This window comes from uncultured Flavobacterium sp., assembly GCF_951805225.1.
Lineage (GTDB): Bacteria > Bacteroidota > Bacteroidia > Flavobacteriales > Flavobacteriaceae > Flavobacterium.
Genome location: NZ_OX638201.1, coordinates 2,876,257 through 2,891,290 on the forward strand (window position 1 = coordinate 2,876,257; position 15,034 = coordinate 2,891,290).

13 protein-coding genes are annotated in these 15,034 nt (G+C 33.3%); 9 read left to right on the plus strand and 4 right to left on the minus strand.

Annotated features, from left to right (window positions below; translation table 11 throughout):
* Positions 1 to 15: 15 nt before the first annotated feature.
* Positions 16 to 1,269: an ornithine--oxo-acid transaminase gene (rocD, locus tag WN975_RS11395; RefSeq protein ID WP_099708790.1), complete on the minus strand. Its 1,254-nt coding sequence runs from the start codon at positions 1,267 to 1,269 to the stop codon at positions 16 to 18.
* A 194-nt stretch (positions 1,270 to 1,463) separates the two neighbouring features.
* On the opposite strand from rocD, the gene WN975_RS11400 reads away from it, so the two are divergent.
* On the plus strand, positions 1,464 to 1,916 hold the full coding sequence (locus tag WN975_RS11400; protein WP_337966640.1) for an Lrp/AsnC family transcriptional regulator: 453 nt from the start codon (positions 1,464 to 1,466) through the stop codon (positions 1,914 to 1,916).
* Positions 1,917 to 2,237: 321 nt separating this feature from the next.
* Here the strand turns inward: WN975_RS11400 and WN975_RS11405 are convergent, their stop codons facing one another.
* Positions 2,238 to 2,810: a S24 family peptidase gene (locus WN975_RS11405; protein WP_337966641.1), complete on the minus strand. Its 573-nt coding sequence runs from the start codon at positions 2,808 to 2,810 to the stop codon at positions 2,238 to 2,240.
* Positions 2,811 to 3,038: 228 nt separating this feature from the next.
* Here WN975_RS11405 and WN975_RS11410 point away from each other — a divergent pair, with 228 nt between their 5' ends.
* The 6 genes from WN975_RS11410 (at position 3,039) to WN975_RS11435 (ending at position 10,866) form a co-directional block, all read left to right on the plus strand.
* On the plus strand, positions 3,039 to 3,266 hold the full coding sequence (locus tag WN975_RS11410) for a hypothetical protein (RefSeq protein WP_337966642.1): 228 nt from the start codon (positions 3,039 to 3,041) through the stop codon (positions 3,264 to 3,266).
* Positions 3,267 to 3,633: 367 nt separating this feature from the next.
* Entirely contained in the window at positions 3,634 to 6,792 is a 3,159-nt protein-coding gene (locus WN975_RS11415) for a hypothetical protein (protein ID WP_337966643.1), read from the plus strand.
* A 115-nt stretch (positions 6,793 to 6,907) separates the two neighbouring features.
* Positions 6,908 to 7,621 carry a redoxin domain-containing protein gene (locus WN975_RS11420; protein ID WP_337966644.1) on the plus strand — a complete coding sequence of 238 codons (714 nt, stop codon included), beginning with the start codon at positions 6,908 to 6,910 and terminating at the stop codon, positions 7,619 to 7,621.
* 164 nt (positions 7,622 to 7,785) lie between these two features.
* Positions 7,786 to 8,559, plus strand: coding sequence for a dienelactone hydrolase family protein (locus tag WN975_RS11425; protein ID WP_337966645.1), 774 nt, complete (start codon positions 7,786 to 7,788; stop codon positions 8,557 to 8,559).
* A gap of 272 nt (positions 8,560 to 8,831) precedes the next feature.
* Positions 8,832 to 9,842: a DUF3667 domain-containing protein gene (locus WN975_RS11430; protein ID WP_337966646.1), complete on the plus strand. Its 1,011-nt coding sequence runs from the start codon at positions 8,832 to 8,834 to the stop codon at positions 9,840 to 9,842.
* Between the two features lie 7 nt (positions 9,843 to 9,849).
* Complete coding sequence (locus tag WN975_RS11435) at positions 9,850 to 10,866, plus strand: M28 family peptidase (RefSeq protein WP_337966647.1); 1,017 nt, start codon at positions 9,850 to 9,852, stop codon at positions 10,864 to 10,866.
* A 183-nt stretch (positions 10,867 to 11,049) separates the two neighbouring features.
* Here WN975_RS11435 and rho read toward each other — a convergent pair whose 3' ends face one another.
* Complete coding sequence (gene rho / locus WN975_RS11440; RefSeq protein WP_337966648.1) at positions 11,050 to 12,942, minus strand: transcription termination factor Rho; 1,893 nt, start codon at positions 12,940 to 12,942, stop codon at positions 11,050 to 11,052.
* A gap of 183 nt (positions 12,943 to 13,125) precedes the next feature.
* Between rho and WN975_RS11445 the strand changes: the two genes are divergently transcribed.
* A complete protein-coding gene (locus WN975_RS11445) occupies positions 13,126 to 13,536 on the plus strand; it encodes a DUF4293 domain-containing protein (RefSeq protein WP_337966649.1) in 411 nt (136 codons plus the stop codon).
* Positions 13,537 to 13,695: 159 nt separating this feature from the next.
* A complete protein-coding gene (locus tag WN975_RS11450) occupies positions 13,696 to 14,358 on the plus strand; it encodes a response regulator transcription factor (protein WP_337966650.1) in 663 nt (220 codons plus the stop codon).
* 118 nt (positions 14,359 to 14,476) lie between these two features.
* On the opposite strand, the gene WN975_RS11455 is transcribed toward WN975_RS11450, so the two are convergent.
* Positions 14,477 to 14,971 (minus strand): metallophosphoesterase family protein, encoded by a 495-nt coding sequence (locus WN975_RS11455; protein WP_337966651.1) that lies wholly within the window; start codon positions 14,969 to 14,971, stop codon positions 14,477 to 14,479.
* Positions 14,972 to 15,034 lie beyond the last annotated feature (63 nt).

Consider the following 15,034-nt stretch of genomic DNA (forward strand, 5'->3'; position numbering starts at 1 on the left):
TTATGTGATAATTATTTAATCTCTAAAATCATTTAATGACTTCTCAATTATTTCAAGACATTCCTGAATTTGAGCTTCCGTCATTACCAAAGGCGGCGCTAATCTGATCTTGTTACCGTGAGTTGGTTTTGCTAATAATCCGTTATCTCTGAATCTTAGGCAAATTTCCCAAGCAAGATCTGAATCTTCACCACAATTAATTACGATTGCATTTAGTAAACCTTTTCCACGAACAAGTGTAATTAAGTTGTTACGCTCAGCGATTTCGTTTAATCCTTTTCTTAAAATGATTCCTAAACGTTCTGCATTTTCGGCTAAGTTTTCTTCTTTAACTACTTCAAGAGCAGCGATTGCAACAGCTGCAGCAACAGGATTTCCACCAAAAGTAGATCCGTGTTGACCCGGTTTAATCACATTCATGATTTCGTTATTGGCTAAAACTGCCGAAACTGGATAAACTCCACCAGAAATTGCTTTTCCTAAAATCAAAATATCCGGTTGTACATTTTCGTGATGAACCGCTAATAATTTTCCTGTACGCGCAATTCCAGTTTGAACCTCATCGGCAATAAACAATACATTATGTTTCTCACACAATGCTTTTGCTTTCGCCAAATATCCTTCTGACGGAACATAAACTCCAGCTTCACCTTGAATTGGTTCAACCAAAAATCCTGCTATATTTTTTGATGATTCTAAAACTTTTTCAAGAGCTTCAAGATTATCATATTCAATTTTTATAAATCCTTCTGTAAACGGACCAAAACTTTTACGCGCTGTTTCATCATTTGAAAATGAAATAATAGTCGTTGTTCTTCCGTGAAAATTATTCTCACAAACGATAATTTGCGCCAAATTTTCATGAATTCCTTTTACTTCATAAGCCCATTTTCTACAAAGTTTCAAAGCCGTTTCAACCGCTTCTGCACCAGTATTCATTGGTAATACTTTATCAAAACCAAAATAATTGGTAACATATTCTTCGTAGTTTCCTAATTTATCATTGTAAAAAGCACGTGAAGTCAAAGCCAATTTTTGAGCCTGATCAACCATTGCTTTTACAATTTTAGGATGACAATGTCCTTGGTTAACAGCAGAATAAGCCGATAAAAAATCATAATACTTTTTCCCGTCAACATCCCAAACGTATACTCCTTCTCCTCTTTCCAGAACAACCGGAAGTGGATGATAATTGTGAGCTCCGTATTTGTTTTCTTTTTCAATCAAAACTTCAGACTTTGATGAAAGTATTTCTTGCTTATGTGCCATGATAATTTTTTTATATTAAGACAAAAATATAAAATTTATTTATTTACAAGCCACTTTTAAGATGTTTTAACTCAATAAAAGCTATTTTTAAATTAAAATCACTTATTTTAGCAGGAATATAAGTCATTTTAAATTTCGGTAGCAAACATTAAATCAGACTTATTTTTATCTTTACAGAAATTAAAAATCAACGCATGGATATTTTAGATGAGTTTGACGTAAAAATTATAAAGGAACTGGAAAAAGACGGAAGAATTGCATTTTCGACAATCGCTACGAATCTAAAAATTTCAAATACAATGGTTCATCAACGCATCAATCGTTTGTTTGAACAAGGAATTATTACAGGAATTAAACCTATTTTGAACGAAAAACAAATTGGTTATGATTGGGCTTCGTTTACCGGAATTACACTCAATAAAGATTCTGATTCTGAAAGAGTTATTCAAGCTTTAAAAGAAATTCCCGAAATTACAGAATGCTATTTTGTAACCGGATCTTTTACACTTTACCTCAAAATTACGGCAAAAAACCACGAGCATATGCGTAAGATATTATACGAACAAATTGATAATATTCCGGGAATTGCAAAAACAGATTCAATGGTCGAATTAGGATGTGCTTTTAAGCGAAATATTACTTTATAAAGAATTTGATCCTAACGATAGAATTGTTAAAAAAACAGAACTGTAAATTTTAACGACGATTTCGATCAATAAAATTACTCCATATAAAAGTAGAAGAATTATAAAGCAGAAATTAAAATTCTTAAAAAGGTATTATTTCTACTCTGACATTTTGATATTCTTATAACTCCAAAAAATAAAAATTATCTTATAAATTTATTTTCATTTTAATGCATTTTTTTTTCCAAAAAGGTAAAAAAAAGCAATATTAACAAGTGAAAACCGTAAAAATAAATTATAACAAAGTTTATAATTACATTTCCAAAAATCTTCATTAAATACTTATTCTAACCGAATAACGCCCGTTACAATCGCTATAGAAAGTATTTCTGATTTAGGCAACTCAAACGTATCATATTCCTTGTTATCACTCACGATTGTGACAAAATCTTCGTTATTTGATTTACATATACGCTTTACCAATACACCTTGTTCTGTATTGATAACATAAACCTTATTCCATTGAAAAAACGTATTTAAAGACAGATGTTTACAAGCCACAATGTCTCCATTATTATATCTAGGATACATCGAACTACCAATTACCGTAATTAAATAATCTGCGCCTTTAAAGGTTGGAACTAAAAACTGCGTTGCAGAAGCTTCAGCAACTTCTTTATTATCAACACTATACTCAATCATAGTTTCTGCCGATATAAGAGGAAGACTATTACTTCTAAAATAACCAGAACTTAGGCTTTCGTTTGTATTATTGTAAGTATTATCTTTATTATAACTTTGATTAGTATTGTAGTCGTTTTCTAAAACATTTCCGTTTCCGGTTCTAATCCAATCTTTGCTTATTGTAGAATTTAAGCTGCATAATCTGTCAACAAAATCAACAGGAAGGTTCACTATTCCGTTTATTACTTGGGAAAATGACGATTTATTCGAATATCTCAATAACTTTCCAACCTCCCCTGATTCCTTGCGACACCTAAACTTATCAATGCCTTTAAACAATAATTAAAACACTATTAATAAGGGTTTTAATATATTAATTGTAAGAAATGTTATATTTTTTTTTGTTTTGTAGTAAACTTGCTTATATCTTTGCCTCCATTATTTAAAATAACCCATGCAATGGATAAAAATAAGACAAAAATATACAAATCCTATAATTCGTATATTTTAGAAGCCCTGTTTTTAAAATATGGCCTGTCCAAATACTATATACGTCAAAGTATAAAGGGATCTGTAAAAGGAGTTACACCAGATAACATAAAAAAAGATTATTGCATAATGGAAAAAGCAAACAAAGACGTTATTATTTATCTAATTCAAAAAACACTTAAAGAAATAATAAAATGAAGAAATGATGATGTAGAAAATAAATAATACCAAAAATAATTCTTATACTAAATCTATAACGATTTTCAAAGAGTTACATGCAAGCCATAGACGTAATTTACAAATAACCAATAAGTTATTTATCTCAAAAAAAGGTTACACCCCAAAATAACCAAACCAATCTAATATAAAAACTGTCATACAGTTTCATCTCCATAAGCCTTATTGATAAAACTCAATAAGCCGCAATTTTACCACAATACCACCAACCATATATGCAGGTGAATATCCGCAAGGATATTCGTTTAGCTATCCTTTTGGCTATTATTTTCTGAATAATAGCCACGAGAAAACCTATTTAAAAACAAAAATTTAAACAAATTAGAAAATGAAAAAAAAATTATTTCGTAAATGGCTTGCATTGTTTGCCATATTACTATCTGTAAACATGCAGGCACAAATGACAGTGGGAGGAAAAAAAGCCCCGGAACCTTTCTCTGTATTAGAATTACTTAACAAAGGCGGGCTTAGATTACCGCAAATGACTACCGCAGAACGTAATGCTTTTGCAGTAAAAAATAATGATAAAGGTAACGGACTTACCATTTATAACAAAACCACTGGTTGTGTGGAGTATTGGAATGCTAACCGATGGGTAAGTTTATGCGATGGTACTTCTCAAACTACTATTAGCCCTGCACCTTGTACTACTATAGCTGCAAACGGAACAGGCTGTGATCAGGTGTTCTCAATTACAGATCCTGATTGTCCAAACGGACCATTTGCTATCACTATTATTGCAGGAGCAGATTATGCTTCTTTGACAGATGTTGATACCAGAAACGGTTCATTTAAAGTTGCTTTTAGAGAAAACAACTCAGTAGATACACATACTATATTGGTGCGTGTAACGAGTACTTGTACAAGTATGTACAAAGAATTCTTATTTTCTCAAAATGGGGTTAGCTGTACTTCTCTTACTTATGCAGCTCCGGCTATTAGCCCATCAAGTGCAGCTTTATCAGTATGTACAGGAGGAGCGGTATATTTATCAGTTCCTGCTACTACAGCAAATCTTGATAAATTAATCTGGACCCGTAACGGTATCGAGATAGCCCGTGGAGTTTCTTTTATCATCGCTACTCAAAAAGGAAAATATGATATTTCTATGGGAGCAGTAGGTTGTAATATAAAATCAGGTAACGAGCGTGTTGTTACAGAATCAGGTTCTGCAGCAGCAAGTACTACCACTATAATAGCTTCAAACAATGGAGTGCTTTGCGGTACAAACTCTGTTACACTTACAGCATCTGGCACAGGTACTATTGCCTGGTTCCAGAATGGTGTAGAAGTAAAATCAGGCGCTTCAACTACTATAAGTGGTGATAGCAGTTTAGGACAATGGTTTGCTGTTGTAAAAAACGGAACCTGTTATTCTAATCCTTCTAATGTTATTGATATCATTAAAGGTGCTGCAGGACAAGTAACTCTTGCTGATAGCAATGCGCTTGTAAATGGTGTAGCTTTAAGCAGTTTTACTGGCTTTTGTGCGGGTGGTTCTTTAGATTTAAGTATTGCAAGTCCAACACAAGGTGTTAGCTATATGTGGTACAATGGTGCTGAGCCAATTTATACGAACCCATTTGTAATACCAAGCGCTCAAACAAGTATTAATTTGAGAGTGGTAGCTACAGATAATTCTGGATTATTATGTTCTAGAGAAGTAACTGTTGGGGAAAAAACGGTATCTGCAAACACTGCACCGGGACAGCCTAATATTTCAGGTAATGTTGTGCTTTGTGATGGTACTACAGATTTAACATTAGTACCTGCAATTGCTGGAACGTATACGTATACCTGGTATAAGAATAATGTAAAAATGAGCGAAACTACAGCAACGATCAAAGTAAATACACCAGGTGTAACTTACAGTGGTTCTGTTACTAATGCTTCTGGTTGCACCAGTACAATAGTTTCAAGAACAATTGCTGAGAATGTTTCGAGTTTACCGGTACTTTCATGGGTATCTAAACCTACAACAGCTACTTATGGGGCTAAAGTTACTTTGCAGACTGCTATCGAGTTTGGTCCTGCAACAAATTATACTTGGTCTGCTGACAAAGAAGCATCGATAACAGGTTCAGGAGCAAGTGTTACAATCCAGCTTCCTGCTAGTGGTGTAGATAATACAGATCTAACTATTAAAGTAACTGCTGAAAGTGCTTGCGGAAAATCAAGTGAATTACAGTTGGTTATAAAAATGAATAATGTATGTCCTGCGCCAGGTGTTGTTGAACAAGTTGCTCTTTCTCAAACGGCTACTGTAGGAGCAGGTGTGAATTTATCTGTATCCGTAACTTCAGGTGTTAACCCTACTTATCAATGGTATACTAATGCTATTCCTAATAATGGTAGTGGTACTATTATAAATGGTGCTACTAGTTCTACATATTCTTATGTTCCTGGTTCAGGTGGTACGTTTTATTTATTTTGTAGAGTAACTAATGGTTGTGTAGGAAACTTAGCGACTAATTCAGCGGTGTTTATTGTTAATGTTTCGTCTAAGCCTGATGATTTACCAGCAGGTTCCGGTAGCTTAAGTGGTAGAGCTTGTTTTGATATTGCAGAGAGTAATGATAATAGTTCTTGTGGGCTTTTATCAACTCGTGCAACAGGTAAAGCTAATTTTGACCTTACCGCTATTAATACGCAAACTTATACCTTTACCCCTAGTGGTTCTGTAAGTAAGGTTCGTTTTAGTTTTGTTGAGTCACTTACTGGTGCTATTGTAAAATCGTTAACCAGTAACGGAGATTCTACTGCTCTTAACGTATCTTCAGCTGTTACAGCAACAGTAGTTTATAAAAATACCTTAAGTACTAATGGCGGTGTGCAAGGTGCAGCCTACGGAAAATCTGATGCAAATGCACTTATTGTAGATTTATATGTAGTATATAACGATAAAGCAGATGGAACAGGAAAAGATTTAGTAGTAAAATTAAAAGCACAAATAAAAGATTGTTCTTGTTGCGGTGGATATATAAAGCCAGGAGTATGGAAAAACTTTATGTGTCATAACTTGGGAGTAGATCAAAGTCTTGATCCTTTAGTTCCAAGTGCAAACTTGTATGGAAATTATTATTCACATGGTGTTAATACGCCAGGTACCACTGAAGATACCGGTGAAGTAAATGGTTATTGGAGAAATAGTCCATGTCCTACTGGATATCGTTTGCCTACTAGTGCGGAAATATCGGGGCTAATGTTGAATAATACTATCAAGAGTGGTTGGAGTTCAGGTGGTGGAACTTTTGTAGGATCCGGACTGTTTTTTCCTTTTTCGGGTTTATATACTGGAGATGAAGTGGGTCCTGCTACTAGGCTTAGCAATGTAAGTAGTAGAGGATTTTATTGGACGTCTGAACCTGGATCTGTATTCAGAGGAATTTTTGAAATTGTAGGAGGTAATGGAGGTCCTACATTAGGTAGTGTTGGCATTATGGATGCAGCTATAAAATTGAGTATCCGTTGTATCTCAAATGACTAAAAAAATATTTCACAAATTGAATTCTAAGTAAGTTATCTTAGATAATGTAGTACGCTTTTCATTTTTTGTCGCTTGGCAAAAATGAGAAGCGTAAGGCATTTACAACAAAGCATATTTGGCTGATCACTCAAATAAACTTGATTTTGAGAATCTGTACACAAGTGGTTTATGGAGTCCGGTAATTGAAACCTGGGCACAAATGCAGCAATATGCCATAAAAGACGACGCCGTTTTCTTTGAAGACACTAAAACAATCTTATCACGCATTAAAAACAAAGGCACTTATACAGCCTTTGCTGATAAAATGGTAGGTGTATTTGCAAAAGCAGGTAAAGATGTTATGGTAAGCGATCTGGGAAGATATCTAGCACAATCCGGTCAGATAGAAAAAGCACCTAATCGCTTGATAAGTGCCATGAACGATCTTGTTGCAGGATCAACAGCTCCTTTTTTGCAAACGCCGGCGGGTAAAAAAGCAATAACTAAAAAGACCTTATTGTTCTTCTATGAATCAGGCTGTAACAATTGCGAAAATGAAATACACCAATTATTAGGCAATTATCAGATCGTAAAAGACAAAGGCTATGAAGTCATTACCGTAGCTGCTGATATGACCAAAGAAGCTGGAGATGGTCACGGTCACGAATTCCCTTGGAAAGAACAGCTTTGCGATTATAAAGGATTTGCAGGACCTAATTTTATCTCTTATGGTATTATAGGAACTCCAACCTTTTTTACTATAGACGAAAAAGGAAAAATAACAGGTCGTTATGCAAGATTAATTGATGCTAATATTTTGAATAATTTTGTCTTGACAACTGATAAATAATAATTTTATTAAATGAAAATCTAAAAATCAGGAAATCAAAAAAACGAATCTTTTCGATTAATAATTTTAATCTGAAAAATCACTTACAGAAACCTCGGAAGAAATGGCTTTCGAGGTTTTTTTGTAACATAATATTTCTGATATTTGTTTAAAATTGTGAAATCATGAAAAATTCTGCCCTAATTATTTTTGCTACTATACTGTTTTCTAACACTATAAATGCGCAATTAAAACCTGTAAAATATGCTGACGGCGATCAGGTATTAAATGGTTTATCTATAAAATCTGCTAAGAAAAGCAGCAATAATCCTGGTATTCTACTTTTGCCAGCCTGGTTAGGAATTGACAAAGCTTCAAAAGATATTGCGACTGAGTTATCTAAATTAGGCTATACGGTTTTCATCGCTGATATTTATGGTGAAGGAAATTATCCAAAAAATACTTCAGAAGCAGGAAAACAAGCCGGATATTACAAAACCAATTTTGCGGTTTATCAAAAAAGAATCAATGCAGCGTTACAGGAATTAGTAAAATCCGGCGCAAATGCAGATAATATTGTTGCTATTGGATATTGTTTTGGAGGAACCGGAGTTCTTGAAGCTGCCCGCGGACATTTGAACTTAAAAGGTGTGGTTTCATTTCATGGTAGTTTAGCCAGAGATGCAAGTCGCCAAGTTGAACCTATTACAGCCAAAGTTTTAGTTTGTCATGGTGCCGATGATCCATTTGAATCTAAGGAAGAAATTACAGCTTTCCAACAAGAAATGCGTGACTCTAAAGCCGATTGGCAAATGATTTATTATGCAAATGCCGTTCACTCTTTTACAAATCCTGAAGCCGGAAACGACAATTCTAAAGGTGCCGCTTATAATGCTGTTGCCGCAAAAAGATCATTCGAGCATTTACAGCTTTTCCTGAATGAAGTTTTGAAAAAATAGAAATTGTACGCAGATGACGCGGATTTAAACAGATTTACACTGATATTTAATAAAATAAATTCGTGCTAATTTGTGCAATTCGTGGCAAAAAAAAATAGCACGCAGATGACACAGATTTAAACAGATTTACGCTGATATTTAATAAAATTAATTCGCGTTAATTTGTGCAATTCGTGGCAAAAAAGGAATCAGCGAAAATCCGTTTAAATCAGCAACATCCGTGGGCAAAAAGCAAATAATTAACCAAAAAAATAAACCAACTAAAATAACCAATGTCACACAGTCCGATTAGAAAAGACAAAACCTGCTTAAATTGCAGGCATGTTGTTGAACAAAAATTTTGTCCAAATTGCGGACAGGAAAACACAGATAGCAGGAAAACATTCCACCATTTGTTTATCCATTTCTTTGAAGATTTAACGCATTATGAAAATGCTTTCTGGAAAACGATTAAAAACCTGCTTTTCAAACCTTCGACATTAACCAAGGAATATCTTTCAGGAAAACGACTGTCGTACCTTGCTCCTGTTCGTCTTTATATTTTTATAAGTTTTGTTACTTTTCTTTTAATTGCTTTATTTCCGAATAAAGTAAGCGAGAATCTTAACAAAAGTCAGGAAGAAATTAGTTCAAATTTTGAAAAGCCTAGCAAAAATAAAACTGAAAAGCACGGCAAGAAAGACTATTTGGAAGATAAAACGATGAAACAACTCGATAAAAAATACTTTCAATTAAGGCCGATGAAAGAAATCGACTCTATTCAAAAGTATGGAAAAGAGAGTGAAAAACTTTCTGATTTTGCCTATTGGACTTATGAAAAAGCGGTTCATGTCACGGAACATAATACAAAAAAGGAAATCATTGAAAAATTCATAGAATCTTTCATTCATAATATTCCAAAAATTCTGTTTATTATAATGCCTTTCTTTGCTTTCTTTTTATGGATTTTTCACAACAAAAAGAAATGGTACTATTTTGATCACGGTATTTTTACTTTGCATTATTTCTCCTTTTTGCTTTTAATTTTCCTCATCTTATTTATTATCAACAAAGTAATTGGCTTATTTGGAGAGGACACTCCGCTTACAGTCGTAGGTAATATTATTAATTTTGTTGGTATTCTTTGGATGTCTTATTATTTTTATCCTGCACATCATCGCTTTTATGGCGAAACCAGAATAGTGTCATTTATTAAAAGTTTCATCTTATTTTTTATAAACTTCTTTTTTATCCTATTTTTACTTGTTTTTTATATGTTATACATATTTATCAATTTACACTAACTAATCAATGAAAAAAACCTTACTCCTGTTATTAATTGCATCTGCGTTTTCTTGTTCGACTACAAAAGACGGTGTTGCTAAAGATAACTCAGATCCGACTAAATATATAAAAGTCATTACAGAAAAAGATCTAAAAAAAATGCTTTATGTTGTCGCTTCTGACGAAATGGAAGGTCGCGAAACTGGATCTAAAGGCCAGAAAAAAGCAGGTTTGTATATGATCGAACAATACAAAAAAAATGGAGTTTCGTTTCCAAAAGGAGCAACAGATTATTACCAACATATTCCCGCAGCTTTCTTAAATGCAAAACGTAACGAAAACCTACCGGATTCTGAGAATATCTGGGCGTATATTGAAGGTTCTGAAAAACCGAATGAAGTATTGGTTATTTCAGCGCATTACGATCACGTAGGAATAAAAAATGGCGAAGTTTATAATGGTGCCGATGATGATGGTTCCGGAACTGTTGCGGTTATGGAAATTGCTAAGGCTTTTGCAAAAGCAAAAAAACAAGGTCATGGTCCAAAACGTTCTATTTTATTCCTTCACGTAACTGGCGAAGAGCACGGATTACACGGTTCTCGTTATTACTCTGAAAATCCTTTGTTTCCTATCGCAAATACAATCACGGATATCAATATCGATATGATTGGTCGTCGCGATGTAGAACATGCAAAAACAAACAACTATGTTTACGTTATTGGTGCTGACAGATTATCATCAGATTTACATAATGCTGTTGTAGCTCAAAACGACAAATACACTAAAATAGATTTAGATTTTAAATTTAATGATCCTAAAGATCCAAATCATTTTTACGAGCGTTCTGATCACTACAACTTTGCAAAACACGGTATTCCAGCTGTTTTCTTCTTTAACGGAGTTCACGAAGATTACCACGGAAAAGGCGACGAACCTCAAAAAATTGAATACGACGCTTTAACTAAAAGAACACAACTGGCATTTGTTGTTGCCTGGGATTTAGCAAATAGAGAAAACAGACCGGTAGTTGATAAAAAATAGTTTTTTTTAAGGTACTGAGGTTCTGAGTAACTAAGGCTCTAAGGTTTTCTTTATAGACTAAAGTCTACAACCTGAGAAAAACAAAAAAGGGATGAGTTTTAAAAACTCATCCCTTTTTTATATTTATAGATTCCAAAAGAAAAACCTTAGAACCTCAGCACCTTTGTAACTTAGAACCTTCCTCTAGTCATTCATAGAAATCAAAAACTCTTCGTTGTTTCTTGTTTTCTTGAAACGATCATTTACAAAATCCATAGATTCTACAGGATTCATATCTGATAGATATTTACGCATAATCCACATTCTTTGTAAAGTTTTCTCGTCTAATAATAAATCATCACGACGTGTACTTGATGAAGTAAGATCGATTGCAGGGAAAATACGTTTGTTGGCAATTTTACGATCCAATTGTAATTCCATATTACCGGTACCTTTAAATTCTTCAAAGATAACTTCATCCATTTTAGAACCAGTTTCTGTCAATGCAGTTGCGATGATACTTAATGAACCACCATTTTCTACATTTCTTGCTGCTCCAAAGAAACGTTTTGGTTTTTGTAATGCATTTGCATCAACACCTCCACTTAATACTTTTCCTGATGCAGGCTGAACGGTATTGTAAGCTCTTGCTAAACGTGTAATTGAATCTAATAAGATTACAACATCATGACCACATTCTACCAAACGTTTTGCTTTTTCAAGAACGATATTTGCAATTTTCACGTGTTCTTGTGGTTCACGGTCAAATGTAGAAGCGATAACTTCACCACGTACGCTACGTTGCATATCTGTAACCTCTTCAGGACGCTCATCAATCAAAAGAACAATAAGGTAAACTTCAGGGTGATTTGCAGCAATTGCATTAGCAATGTCTTTTAACAACATTGTTTTACCTGTTTTAGGCTGAGCGACAATCATACCACGTTGTCCTTTTCCTATTGGAGAAAATAAATCGATAATACGAGTTGAAACTGAACTACCTTTTTCGGCTAATTTAAATTTTTCAGAAGGAAAAACTGGTGTCAAGTGCTCAAAAGAAACTCTATCACGAACAACTTGCGGATCGTGACCATTGATTTTAAGTACACGAACTAAAGGGAAAAATTTCTCACCTTCTTTTGGAGGACGAACCACTCCTTTTACTGTATCTCCAGTTTTAAGACCGAATAATCTGATTTGTGAAGTTGATAAATAAATATCATCCGGAGAAGCTAAATAATTATAATCTGATGAACGTAAGAATCCGTATCCGTCAGGCATCATTTCTAATACACCTTCACTTTCGATAATTCCGTCGAATTCAAAATCTGAATCTCTGAAATTATTCTTTTTATTTTTATGATTTGGGTTTTGATTTCCGTTATTTCCATTTCCATTCCCGTTTTGATTTGGATTCTGATTCGGGTTTTGATTTGAATTTGGATTTTGATTCGGATTCTGATTTTTATTCTGGTTCGGATTTATCTTTTTTACAGGAGCAGTAACTTCTGTTTTTTCTGTGATTTCCTTTTTTTCTTCTGTAGTAATCTGAGCTTCAGGAGCTGTTTCTCCAACCTCTTCAGAACCCACTTCTTTCGTAGCTTCTTTTTCTTTTTGCAAAGCGACCTTTTTCTCGTAAGCTGATTTATTAAACTTTACAATTTTTGGTCCTTTTTTTTGTATTTCTTTATTTTCAGAAGCTTCCTGAACTTCTGGTGTAACTTCTTCTTTTTGTATTTCTTCTTTTTGTACTTCTACAGCTTTTGGTGCTTGTTGTGCTTTTGGAGCTGCTTTTGAAATTGCAGGAGTTTTTACTTGTTTAGGAGCTTCTTCTACCTTATCAAATTCAAGAACTGGAGCATCTTTAGCAATAGGAGTTTTCTTTGCAGGAACTATTCTTGCTCTTTTTGGTTTGTCATCCTCTACTTTTTCGGCCACAGCATTAACTGGCGGCGCTACAGTCGATTCCTGATGTGCTAAAATCTGACTTATTAAAGTCTCTTTTTTAACGCCATTAAACTTTATAGTTTTAGCTAACTTAGCTATTTCTTGAAGCTCAGAAAGCTTCATTTCTTTTAATGCAGAAATATCAAACATGAATGTTCTATGAATTTAATTATTTTAAAGGAAATACTGTAAAAAGAATAGGTAGATATTTTTTTTCAATTGCCCGCAGTATGAAGTGCTTACGGTATTATGATGCAATAATACGAATAAAATTTAATCATACAATAGTATTTTAAAAAAAGAAAATATATTTTTGTAAAACAATTTTAGATCATGATACAACGAATTCAGACTATATACTTACTTCTTGCCTTTATCGCAACAAGTGTTTTAATGCTTTTTATTCCACTTTGGACATTAAATACAGGTAAAGTATTTTATTTTAATCAAGATCCAATTTATACTGTAATAGTTGGCTTAAGTACAATGTTAACTATCATTAGTATTATTTCATATAAGAAAAGACAAAATCAGTTTGTGATGAACAGACTGAACATAATATTAAATTTAATTTTATTAGGATTATTTGTATATCGATCTCTAAATTTATCTGGAGAAACTATTGTTTCAGAGAAAGGTATTGGGATGTTTCTACCTATTGTTGCTATCGTGTTATTAGTTTTAGCTAATAAAGCCATCAAGAAGGATGAAGATCTTGTAAAATCTGTAGACCGTTTGAGGTAAACCTATAAACTTAATTTTTTTGTGCGAAGAGAACCCGAATTTTATATTCGGGTTTTTTTGTGCCTTATTTTTATAACTTATTATGATATAAATTAATCCTATAAAGACCATTATACAGCGTCATTACTTTTAAGTTTGTACAAATCTCAACAAACACAAATGATGAACAAAATAAGAATCCATCTTGCTGACGATCATCAAATACTTATTGATGGTTTGACTAATTTATTAGGTACAATCGAAAACTTTGAGGTTGTAGGCAGTTCTAATGATAGTTCAAATATTTATGAGGATATTGCACAAAATAATGCTTGTATTTTAGTTATGGATATAAGCATGCCAAAAAAAGATGGTATTGAAGTTTTAAAAGAACTTAATCAAAAAGGAATTTCTTGCAAAGTAATTATTTTATCCAGTTATGACGATCTAAAAAGTATAAAAGACGCCATAAAACTAGGTGTTAACGGTTATCTAACAAAAAAATGTGCCGGTCAAAATATCATCGAAGCAATTAAAGCCGTTCATCAAGGTCAGGACTATTTTTGTAATACTGTAAGAGAAAAAATATTCAACAGTTTCACACAAAACAATTCGGAATTAAATAAAAAAATCCATACTGAAAATCATACTTTAAGCAGAAGAGAAATAGAAATTATCACTTTGATTTCACTTGAATATAGCGGAAAAGAAATTGGTGAGTACCTTTTTATCAGTACCAATACTGTTGAAACTCATCGAAAAAATATTATGAGAAAACTACAAACCAAAAACACAATTGGTCTTGTAAAATATGCTCTTAAAAACAATTTGATTAATGCTTAATTAGATTCTAAAATCTTTATTCAATATCTTTATACAATCGTTTTTAAAGCTTTCCTTGTACTTTTATTTACAACAAAATGCGCCCTCAAAACTACATTTGTAACGCATCAATAAAACTTTACTTCTTCCCTATTTCAATAATTTCGAGATCCTTAATTTTATCATCGTCAATTACAAACCTAAGCATTGTGCGAACTTGATGAAAACCACTTTTTCCAGCCGCACCAGGATTCATGTGCAGTAAATTGTTTTTCTTATCAAAAATCACTTTCAGAATATGTGAATGTCCGCAAATAAATAATTTAGGTGGATTCAATGCCATTTCTTCTCTTATTGCAGGATTATATTTCCCCGGATAACCTCCAATATGTGTAATCCAAACTGAAACATTTTCGCAGAAAAACCTGTTGTGCAATGGAAATTCCAATCTTGCTTGCGCGTCATCTATATTTCCGTAAACACATCGCAAAGGTTTAAGCTTTTTTATTGTATCCGTAACATTCAAATCACCAATATCTCCAGCATGCCAAACCTCATCGGCCTGATTAACATATTTTAAAATAGTATCGTCAATATGACTATGAGTATCGGAAAGTAAGAGGATTTTTTTCATTCTTTTTTTGAAGGGACAAAGGTTCAGAGGTGCAAAGGTACAAAGGTTTTTTTTAAAGATGCT